The organism is Lentibacillus saliphilus (assembly GCF_019093865.1).
Taxonomy (GTDB): Bacteria; Bacillota; Bacilli; order Bacillales; family Amphibacillaceae; genus Lentibacillus_B; species Lentibacillus_B saliphilus.
In genome coordinates this window covers 821,079-839,726 of record NZ_JABJXD010000001.1, presented here as the reverse complement: position 1 = coordinate 839,726, position 18,648 = coordinate 821,079, and the positions used below count along the sequence as shown (strand labels likewise).

18 protein-coding genes and 1 riboswitch are annotated in these 18,648 nt (G+C 42.5%); of the genes, 14 read left to right on the top strand and 4 right to left on the bottom strand.

Going from position 1 to position 18,648, the window contains the following annotated elements; all coding sequences use genetic code 11:
- The first annotated feature begins 1 nt into the window (after position 1).
- The 8 genes from HPC67_RS04240 to HPC67_RS04205 all read left to right on the top strand — a co-directional run bounded on the left by HPC67_RS04240 (position 2) and on the right by HPC67_RS04205 (position 6,094).
- The gene (locus HPC67_RS04240; RefSeq protein ID WP_217586174.1) at positions 2-634 is read left to right on the top strand and encodes an acetyltransferase; all 633 of its coding nucleotides are present in this window, start codon (positions 2-4) and stop codon (positions 632-634) included.
- Complete coding sequence (locus tag HPC67_RS04235; RefSeq protein WP_217586173.1) at positions 631-1,680, top strand: nucleotidyltransferase family protein; 1,050 nt, start codon at positions 631-633, stop codon at positions 1,678-1,680. The genes HPC67_RS04240 and HPC67_RS04235 overlap by 4 nt, the downstream gene beginning before the upstream one ends.
- Positions 1,677-2,387, top strand: coding sequence for an acylneuraminate cytidylyltransferase family protein (locus tag HPC67_RS04230; RefSeq protein WP_217586172.1), 711 nt, complete (start codon positions 1,677-1,679; stop codon positions 2,385-2,387). Before HPC67_RS04235 ends, HPC67_RS04230 begins: the two co-directional genes overlap by 4 nt.
- A gap of 133 nt (positions 2,388-2,520) precedes the next feature.
- Positions 2,521-3,087 (top strand): TetR/AcrR family transcriptional regulator, encoded by a 567-nt coding sequence (locus HPC67_RS04225; protein WP_217586171.1) that lies wholly within the window; start codon positions 2,521-2,523, stop codon positions 3,085-3,087.
- 101 nt (positions 3,088-3,188) lie between these two features.
- The gene (locus HPC67_RS04220; RefSeq protein WP_217586170.1) at positions 3,189-4,064 is read left to right on the top strand and encodes an SDR family oxidoreductase; all 876 of its coding nucleotides are present in this window, start codon (positions 3,189-3,191) and stop codon (positions 4,062-4,064) included.
- 151 nt (positions 4,065-4,215) lie between these two features.
- Positions 4,216-5,034: an arylamine N-acetyltransferase family protein gene (locus HPC67_RS04215; RefSeq protein ID WP_217586169.1), complete on the top strand. Its 819-nt coding sequence runs from the start codon at positions 4,216-4,218 to the stop codon at positions 5,032-5,034.
- A gap of 82 nt (positions 5,035-5,116) precedes the next feature.
- Positions 5,117-5,386: an amphi-Trp domain-containing protein gene (locus tag HPC67_RS04210; protein WP_217586168.1), complete on the top strand. Its 270-nt coding sequence runs from the start codon at positions 5,117-5,119 to the stop codon at positions 5,384-5,386.
- 222 nt (positions 5,387-5,608) lie between these two features.
- On the top strand, positions 5,609-6,094 hold the full coding sequence (locus HPC67_RS04205) for a DUF3450 domain-containing protein (RefSeq protein ID WP_217586167.1): 486 nt from the start codon (positions 5,609-5,611) through the stop codon (positions 6,092-6,094).
- Between the two features lie 171 nt (positions 6,095-6,265).
- Here the strand turns inward: HPC67_RS04205 and HPC67_RS04200 are convergent, their stop codons facing one another.
- The 4 genes from HPC67_RS04200 to HPC67_RS04185 form a co-directional block, all read right to left on the bottom strand.
- Positions 6,266-6,754, bottom strand: a complete 489-nt coding sequence (locus HPC67_RS04200; RefSeq protein WP_217586166.1) for a TspO/MBR family protein — start codon at positions 6,752-6,754, stop codon at positions 6,266-6,268.
- A gap of 297 nt (positions 6,755-7,051) precedes the next feature.
- Positions 7,052-8,596, bottom strand: a complete 1,545-nt coding sequence (locus HPC67_RS04195; RefSeq protein ID WP_217586165.1) for a PH domain-containing protein — start codon at positions 8,594-8,596, stop codon at positions 7,052-7,054.
- Positions 8,593-9,090, bottom strand: coding sequence for a PH domain-containing protein (locus HPC67_RS04190; protein ID WP_217586164.1), 498 nt, complete (start codon positions 9,088-9,090; stop codon positions 8,593-8,595). Before HPC67_RS04190 ends, HPC67_RS04195 begins: the two co-directional genes overlap by 4 nt.
- A gap of 493 nt (positions 9,091-9,583) precedes the next feature.
- Positions 9,584-10,858, bottom strand: a complete 1,275-nt coding sequence (locus tag HPC67_RS04185) for a serpin family protein (RefSeq protein ID WP_217586163.1) — start codon at positions 10,856-10,858, stop codon at positions 9,584-9,586.
- Between the two features lie 1,079 nt (positions 10,859-11,937).
- A riboswitch (cobalamin riboswitch) is annotated at positions 11,938-12,143 on the top strand.
- A gap of 165 nt (positions 12,144-12,308) precedes the next feature.
- Between HPC67_RS04185 and HPC67_RS04180 the strand changes: the two genes are divergently transcribed.
- From HPC67_RS04180 to HPC67_RS04155, 6 genes are read left to right on the top strand one after another with little or no spacing between them, the layout of a single operon-like run.
- Positions 12,309-13,322, top strand: coding sequence for an ABC transporter substrate-binding protein (locus HPC67_RS04180; protein WP_217586162.1), 1,014 nt, complete (start codon positions 12,309-12,311; stop codon positions 13,320-13,322).
- Positions 13,285-14,343 (top strand): FecCD family ABC transporter permease, encoded by a 1,059-nt coding sequence (locus HPC67_RS04175; protein WP_425514295.1) that lies wholly within the window; start codon positions 13,285-13,287, stop codon positions 14,341-14,343. Before HPC67_RS04180 ends, HPC67_RS04175 begins: the two co-directional genes overlap by 38 nt.
- A gap of 4 nt (positions 14,344-14,347) precedes the next feature.
- On the top strand, positions 14,348-15,820 hold the full coding sequence (locus tag HPC67_RS04170; RefSeq protein WP_217586161.1) for an adenosylcobinamide amidohydrolase: 1,473 nt from the start codon (positions 14,348-14,350) through the stop codon (positions 15,818-15,820).
- Positions 15,817-16,782 carry an adenosylcobinamide-phosphate synthase CbiB gene (gene cbiB, locus HPC67_RS04165; RefSeq protein WP_217586160.1) on the top strand — a complete coding sequence of 322 codons (966 nt, stop codon included), beginning with the start codon at positions 15,817-15,819 and terminating at the stop codon, positions 16,780-16,782. The genes HPC67_RS04170 and cbiB overlap by 4 nt, the downstream gene beginning before the upstream one ends.
- Complete coding sequence (cobD, locus tag HPC67_RS04160; protein ID WP_217586159.1) at positions 16,757-17,833, top strand: threonine-phosphate decarboxylase CobD; 1,077 nt, start codon at positions 16,757-16,759, stop codon at positions 17,831-17,833. The genes cbiB and cobD overlap by 26 nt, the downstream gene beginning before the upstream one ends.
- On the top strand, positions 17,815-18,399 hold the full coding sequence (locus HPC67_RS04155; RefSeq protein WP_217586158.1) for a bifunctional adenosylcobinamide kinase/adenosylcobinamide-phosphate guanylyltransferase: 585 nt from the start codon (positions 17,815-17,817) through the stop codon (positions 18,397-18,399). The genes cobD and HPC67_RS04155 overlap by 19 nt, the downstream gene beginning before the upstream one ends.
- Positions 18,400-18,648: the final 249 nt, after the last annotated feature.

Genomic DNA, 18,648 nt, shown 5'->3' with positions numbered 1-18,648 from the left:
CATGGATCTTAAGCCGGTTATTATACTTGGAAATGGTGGACATGCAAAAGTAATAACAGATATATTGAGATTTAACAATAGAGACATTATTGGTTTTACAGCTCCTACTGAGGAAGTTAATTATTATGATATACAATATCTTGGTGGAGATAATGCTGTTTTCCAATATAATCATCGAGATGTTCACTTAGTTAATGGGATTGGCTCTACTTCTAGCGTAATCCAACGTAAAGCACTGTTTGAATATTTTAGGCGGAACAATTATGTGTTTTCATCGGTCATTCATCCTAATTCAACAATTTCTAGTACTGTTAAATTAGGTGAAGGAGTTCAAATCATGGCTGGTGCAATTATTCAACCATTTGCTCAAGTAGCCGATAATACTATTATAAATACGTCAGTAAGCATCGACCATGATACTCAAATTGGAAGCCATTGTCACATTGCTCCAGGTGTTACAATTTCAGGATCAGTATCTGTTGGTGATGCGTCACATGTTGGAGCTGGATCTACAATTATTCAAAATGTAAAAGTAGGAAACTCTACATTAATTGGTGCTGGATCTCTTGTGCTAAAAAATATTAAGTCAAATAGTAAAGCGTACGGAGTCCCTGCTAAGGAAGTGGAACGATGAATAAGTGGACACAACTATTAGTAAAGCCGTCAACTAGTATTATAGAAACGATGAAAATTATTGATCGTACTGCTCGACAATTTGCGGTAGTCGTTGATAAAGAGAATAAATTACTTGGAACAATTACGGACGGCGATATACGAAGAGGTATTCTAAAAGGCCTTGCATTAGAGGCAACGTCACAACAGATCATGAATAGGGAGCCTATTTATGAAACAGAAGGGAAAAGCTTACTATTTTATAAAAGGATACTTGAGCAAAACAATCTTAAGCAATTACCTGTTGTTAATGAAAAAGGACAAGTAAACAAGATCATTTTTTCAGATGAATTAGATAAAGTAGCCTCAAAAGAAAATGTGGTCGTTATTATGGCTGGAGGTTTAGGAACTAGATTACAACCACTAACAAATAACACACCTAAGCCTATGTTGAAAATTGGTGACAAACCAATTTTAGAAACTATTATTTCAAGCTTTAAAAGCTATGGGTTCACCAATTTTGTATTGACTGTAAATTATAAAAAAGAGCAAATTAAGGATTACTTTCAAGACGGTCGTTTCTTAGGCGTCAATATAACATATATTGATGAAGAAAAAAGATTGGGGACTGCAGGTGCGCTCTCATTACTAGAAAGCAGACCGTCACAACCTTTTTTTGTCATTAATGGAGATTTGCTGACGAATATTAATTATGAGCAGTTACTAGAGTTTCATAATAGCTCGGAATCATTAGCAACGATTTGTGTTAGAGAGCATAATTATCAAATTCCATATGGAGTTATTGAAGTGGATAATGATCGATTAATGTCTATAAAAGAGAAGCCAATTCATCAGAGCTTTGTCAATGCTGGTATATACGTATTAGACCCTATGACTATTACTCACGTTCCGACAGATACTTTTTTTGATATGCCAGATCTTTTTAACAAACTAATAAAACACAATGAAAGAGTATCAGCCTTTCCGATAAGGGAATATTGGATGGATATTGGCAGAGTAGATGATTTTGAAAAAGCGAATGGGGAATTTTCTGAGGTGTTTAAATGATAAATGGAAAGACCGTATTAGCCATAATACCTGCTAGAGGTGGATCAAAAGGAGTCCCTAGAAAGAATATAAAACCACTTGCCGGAAGGCCACTTATTGCTTGGACCATAGAAGAAGCCAAGAAATCAAAATATATAGATCGTCTGATTTTATCATCTGAAGATAAAGAAATTATTAAGGTTGCAGAAGAATTTGGCTGTGAGGTACCATTTCAGAGACCAATAGAATTAGCTATGGACGATACTCCAGGAGTTGCTCCTATCCTTCATGCGTTAGAGCAAGTTCCAACCTATGATTATGTAATGTTGCTGCAACCAACATCACCTTTAAGAAGCATTCATGACATTGATACAGCGATTGAAAAAATTCATAAAAACAATAAGACATCTTTAGTTTCAGTAACAGAGTCAGAAAACTGTCCTTATTGGATGTATCGGATTCAAGACAATGATGAAATAATCCCCTTTTTGAATTCTGAAGATACGCCTGTAAGAAGGCAGGATGGGCCAAAGTTATATAATCTAAATGGCGCTATATATATATCAACACCTGATAGTTTAAAGAAACATAGATCTTTTATTCAATCTGAAACAGTAGGGTATCTAATGCCTAAGGAAAGGTCATTAGATATCGATAGCGAATTTGATTTTAAACTATGTGAATTCATGTTAAATGAAATAATAAATAATAAAAGTGAGGCAGATTAACTATTATTTGATTAAGGTAGTGCTGACAGGAGTGTAGATATTGTTTTGCGTTTGCACTTTCTACCTCTTCAGCACTCATCCATAAGTTATTTGTAGATATTGAACGTATTTTAAAGCAAAAAGAGGTGATCACATGAATCCCAAATCAACTTCCCGCGATAAATTAATTTTAACCGCTTCGAAGCTGTTTCAGCTGCAAGGCTATCATGCAACAGGGCTTAATCAGATTACGAAAGAAAGCGGTGCGCCAAAGGGCTCGTTGTATTATCACTTTCCAGGTGGCAAGGAAGAACTGGCGATGGAATCTGTTCGGGCAACAGCACGGTTTGTTGCTGATAAAATTACAGAAGGGTTAAATGTGTCATCTGATCCAGTCGAGGCGCTTCAAGGCTTCATTTTAAATATGGCTGATCTATTTGAAGTAGAACGGTTTAAAGCTGGCGTCCCAATCGCTTCAATTGCATTGGAAACATCGCTAATTAGTGAGCGGTTAAGACAGGAATGTCAGGCGTCGTATCAGCTGTTTCAACGTATGTTTGCGAATAAATTAATCGAAGCAGACTATGAAGAAAAGCGCGCTGAAGAGTTGAGTGTTGTCATCAATGCAATGCTCGAAGGTGCTTTTCTAACGTCGTTTACGATGGGACATTCAGAACCGCTCCGACTCGTTGCCAAGCAGGTGCCTGTGCTGCTAAAGTAATGTTTTTTTAGTATTAATTATATAGACTGGTCTACTCACGTGGGCTGGCATATCTTTACCAATATCATGTATATACAATCTAATCGAAAGAAGGTTAACGTATGAAAGTTCTTGTAACTGGTGCGTCTGGAAATGTCGGGCGGTATGTCGTAGAGGAATTGCTCAAAAAGGATGAACACGTTGTTGCGGCTGGACAGTCGCCAGATCGCTTAACGGACATGTTTAATGGAAAGGTAGAGGTTGTTTATTTAGATTTCACCGATGAAGCAACGTTTGAACAAGCGCTCGATGAAGTAGATCGTGTTTATTTAATGCGGCCACCTCACCTCGGTAAGCCTGAAGACTTGTATCCATTCATTGACGCCATGAAAGCTAGAGAGATTAAGCTCGTTTCCTTTTTATCACTTATGGGTGTTGAAAAAAATACAATTCCACCGCATCATAAAATTGAAAAGTATATTGAAGCATCAGGTATTCCGTATGCGCATATCCGGCCTGGTTTTTTTATGCAAAATGTATCGGGCATCCATTCAGTTGAAATACGGGAGCGCAATGAAGTGTTTGTTCCTGCTGGTAAGAGCAAGACGAGCTTTATTGATGCAGAGGATATTGGGCTTGCCATAGCGACGATCCTCCATGATCCTGACCAGTATCACCATACAGCCCATACGATTACGGGGCGTGAAGCTTTGGACTATGATCAGGTTGCTGAGATATTGACAGAGGTCACCGGACGAGAGATTCGCTATGCTAAACCTGGGCTTTTAAAATATAGAAAACATTATATGAAAGAACGCGGACTGGCGAAGGACTACGTAAATGTAACCGTCGCGTTGTATGTCATGACGAGGCTAGGCACAGCAAAGGATGTGACTGATGATTTTCATCAACTGACTGGACGACAACCGCGCTCGTTTAAACAATTTGCAATCGATCACTTAGAGTGTTTTACTAAAAACGAAGACAGCTGCCTGTAAAAGATTAGACATCATCACATATCAAGTGAGCAACCACCGAACGATGCAATCTGTTTGTTCGGTGGTTATGTTTTGTCTTAGATGAATGCTGTACCAAACGATGGAAAAACCTGCTACACTATGTTTAACGATAAACGGAAGGTGACGATGGATGAAGGACATTTTGAAACAGGAATTAGTTGAATTCGGCTATTTTCAAATACAGGAAGATTTTGAAAGGTTGGCCTGTGTACAACGGGTATTTGCCAACACGTTTAAATTTGAAAATCTTGATGTGTTGCTAGGTCATGACGCCCCCCTTACTGAGGCCACTTTAGAAAACGATATTCTTCTGAAGAAGCGAGGCGGTCTGTGTTATGAACTCAATAGCACACTTTTTCTCGTTTTGCAGTCACTTGGGTTTGACGTAACACTTGCTGCTGCAACGGTATGGTCTGATTCGGGCTGGATTATTGATCGCACGCATACAATTGTCTTGTTTTTTCAAGGTAATGATATGTATCTACTGGACAGTGGTTCAGGAAGCAATCTATCCTTGCAGCCACTCAAGCTTGATGGTCCATCAGTTTCTGCACCTTCAGGGGTATTCCGACTGAGAACAGAAAAAACAGAGCGCGGTTCGATTGTATCGGAGAAAAAAACAGCTGATGGCTGGATGCTGCGGTATGCCTTTCATCCCGTTCCAGTTGCATTCGATGATATTAATCGTGTAAAGACGATGATACATACCCACCCCGACTCACCGTTTACAAACTCACTTCTGATCGCCAAGACATTTTCAGCTGGTACTATATCTATTACGGAAGAGCGGATGAGCAAGAAGTGGATCAATGCCCAAGGGCTTGTTGAAAGGGAGAAACGGATTGATTTTGCTAGCCACACCGACATGCTTGAGTATATAAAGCAGATTGCGTCGCGTTCTACGTATGAAGCAGCCCAACAATATGTAAAGCAATTAAGTGAACGATAAAAGACAGATTTTTGTAATAAAACATGACAATTTAGTGGCCGTCGCTTATAATTAAAGTGACAAAGAGTGAGGAGTGAGGCTCATGACCACAAGGAAACCGAAAGTCGTTCATGTTGATTATGAAGAAAAGATGTCACTTGATCACGCAGTTCAATTTCTTGAGTCGATCGTTACGAAGCTGAAAGACGAGAAATCCTTTACACTCACGCACGGCGGGAAAGCGCACCATATCGCGCCATCATCTCAGGTAGAACTTGAAGTGAAGGTCGAGGAACAAAACGGAAAACATAAGCTCGAGCTTGAGTTGGAATGGCTAGAAGGCGCAGAAAACAAATGGCTTCATATTGAATAAGAGTTAGACACGATAATCAATGAACGTTATTCAACCATAATCAAGTCTGCTACGGCTCACAATAGGTTAACATTTGAAGTCATATTCTCATCATAAACAATGTATAGGAACGCTTGTTCTTTTAATATCTGTGTTGTAAAATAGAATAGAGGCATAATAGTTGATGAATATGTTGCGACCAAAAGTTATGCTACTCAAAATTATGAGAGGAGGGACGATAGGATGGAACAAAAAATGGATCAGTTACTTGCAATGGTTCAAGGCTTAACGACAGAATTTAGTCATATGAAGTCTGATATGAGTGATATGAAAACAGATATGGATAGCATGAAAACAGATATGGATAGCATGAAAACAGATATGGATAGCATGAAAACAGATATGGTTACCATGAAAACAGATATGGATAGCATGAAAATAGATATGGATACCGTGAAATCTGATATGAATACTTTGAAGTCTGATATGAATGACATGAAAATAGAGATGAATGAAAGATTTAACGTAGTTGATGAACGCTTTGATAAAGTGGACCAACGTTTTGATACCCTTGAGGAAAAAGTGGACAACCTCTCCACTGAAAGCAGAAGTCACTTTAAGCGTCTTGAAGACAAAACAGACACTCATGAATTTGTTCTTAAGAAACTTTCATATGAGACGAATGACTATGGTGGACGAATTAAAGAAATACAAGAGAAGTTTAAATGATCAACGTGACCGGATAAACGTTTGTTTTCCGAGCCACCTTATAGAGTATATTTCCTACTTCTGCTATCATCTTATATCACTTGTATCATTTGACGGTTATGAAGCCGTTTTTTCCTTCTGTTATACTAAACGACGCCTCCCGAAAAACGCCACTGATCAGATGCCAGCTTTTCACACCTCCTTATTCAACTGCCAAGTCGCATAATTGAGACCAAGTGCGAATGTGACCCAGCTTATATAAGGGATCATTAAATGACCTGACGTCTTGCGTGCTTGATAAAAGTAGTAGGTGGTGAGGGTGATAGCCGACCACATCATAGCCGCTTCGATAAAAGCTGTTCCTCGAAGGTTCCAGCGAAAATATAAAAACGACCATAAGAAGTTCAGGCCAAGCTGGGTGTTGTAGGCGATGTTCCCTTTACGTTGCAAATCGTGATGCTTCAACCGTTGATCAAACGTATATTTCGCAATCCCCATTGTTGTATACAGCGTTGTCCACGCGACAGGAAACACCCATGCAGGTGGGGCAAAAGCGGGCTGCTTGAGTTTCTTGTATTTATGTTTAGCCGTTTGAGTTGCAAATTGGCCGATTATGGTGCCACCGACGACGGGAATTGCGATTGTTGCTGCAAGCTTCCATTTGTTTTGTTTGATCTGCATAGTTGTTGCGCTCCTTTCACCTGAAGAGGTTTGGTCTCTCGATAACGCTCATCCTTTTAATAGTGTTTCCAAGAAAACGTCAAATATCGACCACTCAGCATAATCGTTACAGAAAAAGCGCTTCAGCGGATTTACACAAAGCATTACCGTTCGTGCGTCCACATCAGCGCTCCTGTTTCTAAATTTAACGTCCAGGGACTTCAAAGAGCTTGTACCCAACATCAAATTTCCAACCTAAGATGTCATCGAGTATCATTTACAATGCACCAACACCGCATCTCTACCTCCACCACCAAATCAATCAGCTTCTATCTTCACTTCAACATCATTGTATCGTTGAACATACCACTGTTTAAAGTGGTGTGCAGCTTCAATGGGGATATCTTCTAAGCTTTCTTGATGGGCAGGTTTAACCCGATTGACAGTAGTGATGTTAGCAAGCCCTAACTTTTTCTGAAACCAGCTTTGTTCAATTTCGATCTCAATAATCTTTTTCCGATTTGTGATAAAATGCTGTGTCCACAAGCCCCCCATTTTGAAATGAATGCCTGTTTCGTCCCATATATAACATGTGTTTCGGTAAGCAAATAAACGACTGGCATAGGTCACAATGAATAGTGCGATTATTGCAGGCCACCAATTACTTTTGAACCAGATTATTAATGCTGCCGCAATGATTAAAAGCCATGGAACACGTATCATGCGTAAATAAAATGCGTTCTTCGGTAGCTTTTCTGTTGCTTCTTTCATAGGAAGATGAGGTAAAAGGGCACTCATCAAGTTGTTCGCATGCTTGATCGGTAAAAAAGGATAAAGTGTACGCACATCATCAGACTCATCATCCATACTTCCAGCACTAATAAGCTTTATTTCAGCTAGTCCGAGTAGCTTCTTTAAAGGATTTTGTGTGATTTGGATCGCTTGAACGTTTGCTTTTCGAATCGAGAAAGCTTTTTCCGACAATACGCCTCGATGTATAAAAATCCGCGCCTCATCTGAAGCAATCTCATATTTTCCGTATTTCAAAAATGTATGAACGATGCCAAAAACCAAAGCAATGACGATCAGTAGAATGATGGCGATCGTTGTTATGATCCATGATTGTGTTAAAAAAGCTAAAACGCCTTCAGCTTGTTTGTCGACATCGATGAATTGTTCCAAATTCTGATAGCCAACAGCGAGCAGTGGAATAAGTGCTAAAAAGCTAAAAGATAGGAATGATGCTTTAATGAGATCTTTTTTTGTTGGTGTAAAATGTATGGTCCGCTGCTTTTCTGATAGGATAGGAGCAGTACCCTCTAATTGTGCATACGCGTCCGGATTGCTATTAACGGTTTGTGAAGGGGCTTCTGTAACCTCTTCATGCATATCTGTATCAGTTGAAATGTCCTGTGCTTTAAAATGTGTGGCCAGTTCCTCAATTTGTTGAGCACGATCGGTTTTGATCGCTTCAAGCTTGACGGTTGCACTGTCTGACGCTGCACTTGTTTCCAGCTTTAAAGATGTCAGCTGAAACATGCGATAATATAAAGGTGTATCCCATGTGATGTTTTGAATCTCATATAGTGGAATCGTTTTGTGCGTGCGTTGGAAAAGGCCACCTCTAATATGAATCGTTTCATCTTTTATTTCATACGTTGTTCTCTGCCATTCAATCACGATCATACACAATTTGATTGTGATATAAATGAAAAAAACGACTCGAAAAATTTTGATCAAGGTTGATACATCACTACCAATATTAAGAATAAATAACAGGATGATGATAAAAATAGAGTCCTTTACGAGCTTTATTAATGCGTCAATCATTTTCATCGGGTGCATGCGTGTAATTTCAATCATACGTGTTCAGCTTCCTTAATTTTGGCATATTCCGCAATTTGTCCACGCAGTGCGATGGCTTCTTCTTTAGGTAGTGCTGGTATCTTAATCGGTGTGTTCATCGTACCAACTTCAAGTGTTTGTAGGCCATACCGCCGGAGTAAGGGACCTTGCTGGGCGGTTACGTATTGCACTTTTGTCATTGGCGCGATCGTATGATGGATTTTGAAAATACCATGCTTGATTTGGATGAATTCTGCGTTGATATCGTAGCGCCAATAGCGTTGTGTAAGAACTGGCTCTATGAAAATATCCCAGATGGCGAAAAGGACATCTAATGTGACTAATACAAAAAATATAATGACGATCCAATTTTTCCAATCATAATAATAACCAGCTGTAATGAGGCCGATTCCGATGAGGGCAATGATTAAATGCGTAATGGTATTACTGATGCGCCACACTTTGACCGCATCCTCAGCAATTCGCCTATCGGGTTCAATTAATTCATACATGGTCCAATTCCTTTCTATGACATTATTTTACTTGGATATATTTACTATATTAAAGGTTAAACATCAGACTTGCAAAGCGATTCATAGAGTGGGGAGGAATTGGTGGATAAGGTGAGAAAGTGTAGCCGCCTATTGCAAAACAACCTCTCTCAAAACTGGGGCAAAAGAGGTTTGTTTAAATGAAAAAACGAACAATACAACCGCTCCGGAAATACACTACGCTTTCCGTGGGCGGCTGGTGAGCCTCGGGCCAACAGGAAGTTGGTCATGAAGGCGTGGCGATTGTCGTCGCGATTTTAGCCTTCCTTCCCCACGCACTGCGGGGTCTCGCCTAGGCCTCTGCTCCCACCGGAGTCTACGTATATTTCCGGAGCTAATGTTAAGCATTGTTTCGTCTCTTGATTTAAACTTTTAATTATGTCCTAGCCTCCATGGAAGGCTTGGTTATATGATGTTGCGTCGGAGTTCGGGATTGTTGTATAGCAATTGATTTTCAGGAGCCTGCTTGTGGATTTCGAATTTGGCCCATAAATAGGATGATGCCGGTTTCGTTGTCTGTAATTGCTATTAAGAACGGTTTATTGACGTTCATTATAAATGGTTCTTCGGTTGATGCGGATGTTTCCCTGACTTCAACTGACGTGACGCCCGCGGCTTCTGTTCCTTCTTCATTCACATCAATATATGTTTTTTGAATCACGTCACTAATGAATAGCTGAGAATCTCCTTTAACCATTTTCGAAAAGTTAGCCTGTTGTGGATCGAATGGGACTTGCATACCTAGCTGTCCTAGTGCTTTAAGGAGTGATGTTTCATAAGAAATGTTGAATTTAGGTAGCTTTAAAATGCCTTCTTTGTCAGTAAAATTGTTGCGCCATTCGTTCCAACCCTCATTTGAAATCTCTTTTTGTATCTCATCCAACTGTCGACCATTACGAGGAAGAAATACATTCATGCTCATTTCTCCTTCGCCATAAGGTATGGACACAGCTTGAAAATCTTCATTTTCGAAATAAGGGACTTTTTCTTGCATTGTCATGAACGGGACATCCTGTATCTTTTCATCACTTGTGTGAAATGCGTCTTTTTTTGTTAATGTTGGATCGAATTCATACGTCCACTCTCCATTAAAATAAATGGCATTGACTAAAAGTGTAACCAATGCTGGACTGAGTGGCGCCTCTACAATGTCTTCTATCTTTCCATTTGTAGCTTGCTTCACCCATTCATTGATTTGTTTTGGAGAATCGGGATCTGTTATATCGATCGCTTTAATCTCCGCGTTAAAGTAGTCTTTGTTCGCTTGGGAAAAATCGGTCTGAAAGCGATATTTATCATTGAGCCAAATAGAATTGGCGACGTTTAACAACATGTTATCGTCGCTTTTGTGAATTGCTGCAAGCAGTGATGCATTTGCTTCGTTGAGCGCATGATGATCGATGCCGTCTGATTGTAGAACCTGTGCAATTTCTTCTTTTGTTGTGCCGTCAGCGCCATTATACACCATCGATAGTGCCATCAATAAACTCGTTGGAGAGATGAATGTATTGTCGTCGTCATTAGGTTCGACTTCAGATAGAAGCTTGAAGCCCAGATCATTGTTAGCGGTAACGATTTTTGTATAGTCCGATGCTCCATAAACGACATCATTAGAAATGACAGGTTTGTTGTCCTCATCTTGATTCATATCTGCCCCTGACCCACAACCACTCCAAAGTATGGCCCCGCTCACGAGCAACACCGCACTCATATGCTTTATATTTCTCATTACACTTCACCAGCCTCCTATTGCGTCTATCTCGTTAGACGACATGGCATCCCAATTAGTTGCACACCGTTCATTCCCTACCTATTCATTAACAGATATGATGAAAAATATAACCATATCTAGGTATTTTGTACAATGTTGAAAATGAGCGGAACGGATAAAAAATGATTCAGCCGTATATATACAGATCCCCACGCATAACACCCGAACGAGCCGCATATCTGCCTCTCCCGACGCATAACGCCCGCTCGAGCCGCATATCCGCCTCTCCACACGCCTAACGCCCGCTCGAGCCGCATATCTGCCTCTCCCCCCGCATAACCCCCGAACGAGCCGCATATCTGCCGCTCCCGACGCATAACGCCCGCTCGAGCCGCATATCCGCCTCTCCACACGCATAACGCCCGCTCGAGCCGCATATCTGCCTCTCCCCACGCATAACCCCCGAACGAGCCGCATATCCGCCCCTCCCCACGCATAACGCCCAAACGAGCCGCATATCCGCCCCTCCCCCCGCATAAATCTCGATCGAGCCGCATACGCGCCTCGCCCGACGCATAACGCCCGCTCGAGCCGCATATCTGCCTCTCCCCCCGCATAACGCCCGCTCGAGCCGCATATCCGCCTCTCCACACGCATACCGCCCGCTCGAGCCGCATATCTGCCTCTCCCCCCGCATAACGCCCGCTCGAGCCGCATATCCGCCCCTCCCCACGCATAACACCTAAACGAGCCGCATATCCGCCTCTCCCCCCGCATAAATCTCGATCGAGCCGCATACGCGCCTCTCCCGACGCATAACGCCCGCTCGAGCCGCATACGCGCCTGCCACACACATAGATGTCATACTAACTGTACGGTATTCCTAATGATTAAACCTTCCTTTTATTCCAAATGATTTCCAAATAGACACCATTGTTTAGGGATGACAGTCATTGTTTCTGTATACAATCAATGCCATTTGTTCCAGTGATGCTTTGGAATTTAAAGGTACGGTCGTCTATGCATTTTAGTTTGATGATCTTTATGCACGTTCTCTTTCTCAATTTATGAAACTATAGTATACTCAAAGAGAACAATTACATAGTACCAGATAAGGTGTGCTTATTTATCAAATCAAGATAAATAAGTCTTAAAAGGGAAGTTAGGTGAAATGCCTACGCGGTCCCGCCACTGTAATTGGTCATACAGCTGCAACGATGTCACTGTGCTTCGGTTGCATGGGAAGACGCCAGCTGTTAATGTGCCAAGAGCCAGGAGACCTGCCTATGTCTGATACGCCAATGTAACCTACGAGGATAGGGAGGTGTAGCGTTCGGTCTAAAGGTATGTCGTAACATAGGCCGAGTATGTGCAAAATATATTATATTTTGCAGTCTGCATCCATCTACATCAGCTTGTAGAGGGTGTTTTTTTATGTTTAAGGACCATTTAAGGAGGATGACATGACGTGAAAAAGCTTCATTTATTATTCGTTTCAATATTAGTTGTATTAGGTTTGTTATCAGGCTGTGGAAGTGATGATGATCAATCCGAAAATAATAACGCTACAAATGATAATGGTACAGAACAAGCAGAAGACAATGGTGCTAATAACAACGAGACCGAATCAGAAGACGAAGCATCAGCTTTTCCGTACACAATTAATGATGCGTCAGGTGAGGATGTTACGATAGAAAAAGCACCTGAGCGAATTGTATCGGTGATTCCAAGTAATACAGAGATCGCTTTTGCACTTGGTTTAGATGAGGAAATTGTCGGTGTGTCCGATCACGACGATTATCCAGAGGCTGCGACTGAAAAAGAAAAAGTAGGCGGGCTTGAGCTCAATATTGAGGCGATCATTGCCCTTGATCCGGATCTTGTTTTAGCTGAAGCCGGTAATCCTGAAGCGGCGATCAAGCAATTGCGTGATTCAGGTATGACGGTTCTTGTCGTGCCGACGCCAACGGATTTTGCAGGGGTATATGACAATATTACAATGCTTGGTAAAGCAACAGGCACATATGAAAAAGCTGAGGAAATTGTCACGAGCATGCAAGCCGACTTAGCTGCTTTGCAAGAAAAAACAAAAGACATTCCTGAGGCAGATCGCAAACAAGTTTTTATAGAAATTTCCCCATCACCGGAAATCTATACAGCAGGAAAAGGGACATTTTTTGACCAGCTGCTAAACGTTATTAACGCAACAAATGCAGCTGGAGGCGAAGAAGGCTGGCCGATGCTCGATCAAGAGGCCATTATCGCGCTTAACCCGGATGTCATCATTACAACATATGGCAATTATGTTGCAGACCCACATGCTGAGGTTGCTGACAGAGACGGTTGGTCAGATGTGACAGCGATTCAAAATGATGCGATCTATGATGTCGATACAAATCTTGTCAGTCGACCAGGCCCCCGTTTAGTCGAAGGGGCAAAAGTACTTGGCAAAGCGATCTATCCTGATGTTTTCCAAGACTAGACGAATCGCTGCGTATCCGCTACTAGTGATTGCTTTAGTTTGGGCCGTTCTAATGGGAATATCCATTGGAACGGTTCATATCCCAATTTTATCGGTTGTGAATATCATCTGGTCGAACATATTCCAAACCCCACTTGCAGCCCATGTCGCTGATATGCATGAAAATATCGTTATGAATATTAGGCTACCGCGTGTCGTTTTATCCGGTCTAGTCGGCGCTTCACTTGCAATCGCTGGTGCAGCCTTTCAAGGGCTTCTTCGTAATCCGCTCGCAGATCCATATACGATCGGTGTGTCCTCTGGTGCAAGTGTTGGTGCGGTGTTAACGTTGTTTTTTAATTTAAGCTTACCGTTCATCGGCTTGTATACGTTACCTGTCGTAAGTATAATGGCGTCATTTATAACGATATTTTTAGTGCTGTTTTTTGCAAGACAGGTTGACCGTACGATGAGGGTTGAGACGATTATTTTGACGGGCGTTATTTTCAGTTCGTTTCTTGGTGCAATGATCTCTTTAATGATTGCTCTTACTGGTGAAGAATTACGACAAATTATCGGCTGGCTCCTTGGAAGTGTAGCGATGCGAGGATGGGAGTATGTTGGGATTATCCTGCCATTTTTTATAATTGGTACGGTCATTTTGTTGTTGCATGCAAAAGAACTCAACGCAATGTCCTTCGGTGAGGACCAAGCCAAGCACTTAGGTGTCAACGTGGAAAGGAAAAAATTAAATGTCCTGATCGCTGGCTCACTTCTGACAGGCGCGGCAGTTGCAGTATCTGGAACGATCGGATTTGTCGGTCTCGTTATTCCCCACTTTATTCGGATCCTTTGGGGGCCAGATCATAAGCATTTATTGCCGCTATCCATTCTGGCCGGTGCCGCCTTTTTGATTTTAGCGGATCTCGTATCACGCATCATTATTGCACCAGCGGTATTGCCGATTGGTGTCATTACAGCCTTGATTGGGGCACCAATTTTCGCCTTAATTTTAATGAGAAGACGGTTTGAAAGAAGTTGATTGTATGATAGATGTTAACCAGGTAACGGGTGGTTATTCGAATGAGCCAATTATTAAGGATGTATCATTGAACGTCCTTAAGTATGAGTTTTTTGGCATTATTGGTCCGAATGGCAGTGGTAAAACGACGCTGGCGAAGCTGCTGAGTGCGCTCTTACCTGTGCAAACAGGTGCCATTCAGCTGGCTGGACGTCCGCTTTCGGAATATGCACCTAAAGAGCTCGCGCGGCTGATGGCTGTTTTACCACAGCACAGTTCACAAACGTTTAGCTACACCGTTTATGAAACGGTATCCCTTGGTCGGTATGCTCATCAAAAGGGATTCTTCAACTCGTTCACACAAGAAGATGAAGAGATCGTTCAGGATGTCATGCGTCAAACGGGTGTTGTTGATTATCAGCATGCCAAGCTTGACGAGCTATCAGGTGGAGAGCGGCAGCGGGTGTATCTTGCTCAAGCTTTAGCGCAAAAGCCAGCTATTTTGCTTTTAGATGAACCGACGAACCATTTGGATTTAGCTTATCAAAAGGATTTGCTTGATGTGTTGAAGCGTTGGACATTGGAAAATAAACTCACTGTTATATCGATTTTTCATGATTTGAATTTAGCTGGGCTTTATTGTGATCGGCTCCTGCTCCTTAAGAATGGACAAAACATCATTTGTGATAAGCCAGATGAAGTGTTGAAAAAAGAGCGACTTGAATGTGTCTATGGCACAAAAATCGAAAAGAACCCGCACCCGAAAGTGCCAAAGCCGCAAATTATGCTTGTCCCAGAGCAACTATCACGCGCGATTGAGCCGGAAGAGATAGGTCCGCATTTATTAAAACACATTGATGATATGATCTGGCTGCAAACACCTACACCAATGAAAACTATGTCTTCAAGTGTGACCGGGGCTGGGTTGGGGTGGTATCGTCATTTTGTCAATCGTCACGTTGATAAGGGATATGATTGTTCAGATCATCGCGCCGAAATGAAGCGGTACTTAATAGAAAAGGGTCTTGATCCGAATGATACAGCCGGTATGATGACAGCGGTCCATCTGGAGCAGGCTGCCAGCGGGCTGTTTGAAGGTGACGGCTTTTCAGTCTTTGTCATGGTGACGGCAGGTGTTGGCAATGCACTTGATGTAACACAAGGGGAGCAGCACGTAAAAGCGTACACACCTGGAACGATTAATACGTGGGTGCTGGTCAACGGAGATATGCGCGACGAATCCTTTATTCAAGCAATTGTGACTGCAACAGAAGCGAAAACGAAGGCACTTAGGGAGATGGCGGTGATGGATCAGTTGACAGGAAATGTCGCAACAGGAACGTCGACGGATAGTATTTTAATTGCGGCTACACAAAAAGGGACCGTTCTTGAGTTTGCTGGTCCGATTGCCCCGCTTGGCCAGGTTGTCGCAAGAGGCGTCTATGAATGCACGATACAAGCGCTAAAAAACGATCGGAACTGGAGACATGACTCATGATTTGGCACCATCTGGCTGCGATTATAATCGCTTGTGTACTGGATCTGTTGATTGGTGACCCGAAGCACTGGCCTCATCCAGTAAAGTGGATCGGCGCGCTTATTGCGTTTCTTGATCAACATTTGAATCAGGATCGTTATCGCAAAGCAAAAGGTGCCTTGTTAGTGGTAACCGTTGTGACTGCGGTCTTTGTCCCAAGTATCTTGATCATTTATACAGCGTATGACTGGAATATCATTTTCGGGATTGTACTAGAAGCTTTCTTGATCGTGCCAACGATTGCTCAGAAAAGCTTGCGAGAAGCTGCACTTGATGTGTATAAACCACTTCAAAACAATGATCTTTCCCTTGCTCGAAAGCGTCTTTCCTGGATTGTGGGGCGGGATACGGACAAACTTGACGAGGGAAATGTCGTACGAGGCGCGGTAGAAACCGTTGCCGAAAATACGAGTGATGGCATCTCTGCCCCGTTATTTTGGGCGTTGATTGGCGGTGCTCCCTTTGCGCTCGCATACCGTGCTGTAAATACGTGTGATTCAATGGTCGGCTATCGAAATGAACAGTATTATGAGTTCGGCTGGGCATCGGCCCGTTTTGATGACGTCCTTAACTGGATTCCGGCTCGTTTAACAGGTATGCTCATGCTACTCGTTCATCAGCCAAAGCACGATACAAAAAAAGAAGCGTGGAACGTGTTCAGACGTGATGCCTTGAAACATAACAGTCCGAATAGTGGCTGGGGAGAATCAGCCGTTGCCGCACTTCTCGGTGTCCAGCTTGGTGGCATGAATACATATCAAGGCGTACCGTCAGAGGCGCCGTTAATTGGAAACGCCAACGTTCCATTAGAGCGTCATCATATTGTTGATGCCGTATCAATTATGCAGCGCACCATTTTCGCATTTATTATGAGTCTCGTTATCGGAGGTGTCATCATTGAGTTCACCATCACATGGTTCTAATCCACGCTACGTTTATGAATGGCTGCAATTACCGATGCCAGAGCATGTTATCGATTTTAGTGTTAATGTCAATCCGTTAGGTCCACCGTCTGTACTTAAGGAACAGTGGGGAGATTGGTTTGATGCTGTTGCCGATTATCCTGATCCACAAGCGCGCGAGCTGACACGACGCATTGCTTGTATGGATTCAGTCACTGATGACCAAGTTCTGTTAGGAAATGGTGGCGCTGAATTAATTCAGCTCATTGGAGGCCTATTGCGGGAGAAACGGGTGTTGCTCATTCAACCAACGTTTTCTGAATATGAACAGGCGTGTCGTGCACATGGCTGTGAGGTTGACCATTATATCCTTGAAGAAGGAACGTGGTCACTGAATGTTGAGCACATGATCGCCAAGCTCCCAAATGTTGATGCCGTCTTTTTATGCCATCCGAATAATCCGACGGGCATTACATATGAGGAAAGCACGCTCATTCCATTGGTGGAAGCATGTGAACAACACGATTGCTTGCTCATTATTGATGAAGCGTTTTACGATTTCCAGGATGATGCTTGGACAGCTGCTTCAATGCTCTACACACATCCACATCTCATCATTCTCCGTTCATTGACAAAAATGTATGCCATTGCCGGCTTACGTCTTGGCTATGTGTTAGCTGCTCCAGAGATTATTTCTACGTTGAAAAACCAACAGCCACATTGGAGTGTCAACGCCATTGCTCAATTGGCAGGAAAGGCGTGTTTACAGGCAGACCGCCATGTGACAAGAACACGTGACTTGGTCCAACGTGAGCGGGCGGTTCTTTTGGACCATATTGAAGCAGAAGGGTATCTCGTCTCAAACAGTAAGGTGAATTTTTTTGTACTTCGTGATCCTGCGTTAGACGACCAACTGCCATTGCTTCGTTATTTGCTGGAAAAAGGCATTGTTCCAAGGCATACGCTCAACTATACAGGATTAAACGGCCGCTGGCTGCGCTTTAGTGTCCGATTGCCTGCGGACAATGCACTTCTATTGGAGGCGCTCATTGCATGGAAAAAAACAACTTAATCTTTATTTCAGGTGGTGCTAGAAGCGGGAAGTCGAGCTTTGCGGAACGCTGTGCAGCGGAACAGAGTCGGGCGGCTGATCGTCCACTTTACTATCTCGCAACATCACGTCGTGTTGACGGGGAAATGTCTACCCGGATCGATCGCCATCGCCATGACAGAGAAAGAAGTGGTGTGAGGTGGCGAACACTTGAATGTCCAGAAGATATCGGCTCAAGTATCCGTCATATAGAAGCCGGGAGTGTTGTGCTGTTGGACTGTCTCACGCTCCTGTTAACAAATGAATTATTTCGTGAACATGATAAATGGCAGGACAAATTGTATCAAACACAAGTCTTTAATCGGATTGCTAGTGGAATTGAAGATATTCGTACTCACGTCCATACCCTCGTCATCGTGTCAAATGATGTTTCTTATGGAGGTCATTCCTCGTATGACATCAGCAACATATATGCCCGTATACTTGGTCAGTTACACCAGCACATGGTCAAAGTGTCTACTGAGGCGTATGCCGTTGAATCCGGCGTGCCATTGTTAATGAAGGGCACACTGGGAAATGGCAGCTGAAGCAATGAGAAACAAGGGGTGCGGGATATGTTAAAAGAAATAGGCACACTACAATAAGATATAGTGATTTTCTAGGGATTGCTGACAAATCTTTGACATCTAAATTATGTCCATACAGAGTTACCTAAAACGGAAGGCGGGGAATCTCAAGGAGAAATCGGCGACTCTCACACAAGAATCGGCAAGAACCATTTCTGAATCGGTGGACCTCACGAAAGAATCGGCAAGAATCGCGCTCAAATCGGGGAT

Excerpts from the sequence above, each read along its gene's own strand:
- HPC67_RS04240 (WP_217586174.1), top strand. The coding sequence starts at position 2 with ATGGATCTTAAGCCGGTTATTATACTTGGAAATGGTGGACATGCAAAA.
- HPC67_RS04235 (WP_217586173.1), top strand. The coding sequence starts at position 631 with ATGAATAAGTGGACACAACTATTAGTAAAGCCGTCAACTAGTATTATA.
- HPC67_RS04230 (WP_217586172.1), top strand. The coding sequence starts at position 1,677 with ATGATAAATGGAAAGACCGTATTAGCCATAATACCTGCTAGAGGTGGA.
- HPC67_RS04225 (WP_217586171.1), top strand. The coding sequence starts at position 2,521 with ATGAATCCCAAATCAACTTCCCGCGATAAATTAATTTTAACCGCTTCG.
- HPC67_RS04220 (WP_217586170.1), top strand. The coding sequence starts at position 3,189 with ATGAAAGTTCTTGTAACTGGTGCGTCTGGAAATGTCGGGCGGTATGTC.
- HPC67_RS04215 (WP_217586169.1), top strand. The coding sequence starts at position 4,216 with ATGAAGGACATTTTGAAACAGGAATTAGTTGAATTCGGCTATTTTCAA.
- HPC67_RS04210 (WP_217586168.1), top strand. The coding sequence starts at position 5,117 with ATGACCACAAGGAAACCGAAAGTCGTTCATGTTGATTATGAAGAAAAG.
- HPC67_RS04205 (WP_217586167.1), top strand. The coding sequence starts at position 5,609 with ATGGAACAAAAAATGGATCAGTTACTTGCAATGGTTCAAGGCTTAACG.
- HPC67_RS04200 (WP_217586166.1), bottom strand. The coding sequence starts at position 6,754 with ATGCAGATCAAACAAAACAAATGGAAGCTTGCAGCAACAATCGCAATT.
- HPC67_RS04195 (WP_217586165.1), bottom strand. The coding sequence starts at position 8,596 with ATGATTGAAATTACACGCATGCACCCGATGAAAATGATTGACGCATTA.
- HPC67_RS04190 (WP_217586164.1), bottom strand. The coding sequence starts at position 9,090 with ATGTATGAATTAATTGAACCCGATAGGCGAATTGCTGAGGATGCGGTC.
- HPC67_RS04185 (WP_217586163.1), bottom strand. The coding sequence starts at position 10,858 with ATGAGAAATATAAAGCATATGAGTGCGGTGTTGCTCGTGAGCGGGGCC.
- HPC67_RS04170 (WP_217586161.1), top strand. The coding sequence starts at position 14,348 with ATGATAGATGTTAACCAGGTAACGGGTGGTTATTCGAATGAGCCAATT.
- cbiB (WP_217586160.1), top strand. The coding sequence starts at position 15,817 with ATGATTTGGCACCATCTGGCTGCGATTATAATCGCTTGTGTACTGGAT.
- HPC67_RS04155 (WP_217586158.1), top strand. The coding sequence starts at position 17,815 with ATGGAAAAAAACAACTTAATCTTTATTTCAGGTGGTGCTAGAAGCGGG.